Genomic DNA, 472 nt, shown 5'->3' on the forward strand with positions numbered 1-472 from the left:
CGGGGATCAGTTCCTGAGCGCGGAAACGGGGAAACGCCTGCAATCGCAGATTGATTTTACCAATGAAGCCGCCCTGGAAAATGCCGCCCTGACCGGGGCTGTCGTGCAGCGGCAACTGAAAGAAAACGGCGAGATGCGCGCGGAGATACTGGAGGTGAGAACCACCCAGTTAACTGACCGTCAGGCCCTGGCTGAAAAGCTGGAAAAAGTCCAGGTCGATGTAGGGGAGAATGCCGCTGCCGTGCAGACCAAAGCCACTGCCGTATTTGATATTGACGGTAACGGGTACGGGATTTATGACATCGGCGCCGGGGTGAAATACAAGGGCCAGTTTTACCAAGCCGGGGTGGCTGTCGGGGCGGAGGTCAAGAACGGCAAAGTGGAAACTCACTTTGCGGTGCGGGCGAACCAGTTTACCGTGGTGAACCCGAGCAATGACAAGCTGGAGTCCGTTTTTATGATTAAAAACGGG

General features: G+C 55.9%; 1 protein-coding gene. It reads left to right on the plus strand.

Going from position 1 to position 472, the window contains the following annotated elements:
* On the plus strand, positions 1-472 hold a 472-nt coding region (locus Xinn_RS21480), incomplete at both ends, for a DUF1983 domain-containing protein (protein ID WP_153043447.1).

The organism is Xenorhabdus innexi, from assembly GCF_002632485.1.
GTDB classification, from domain to species: Bacteria; Pseudomonadota; Gammaproteobacteria; order Enterobacterales; family Enterobacteriaceae; genus Xenorhabdus; species Xenorhabdus innexi.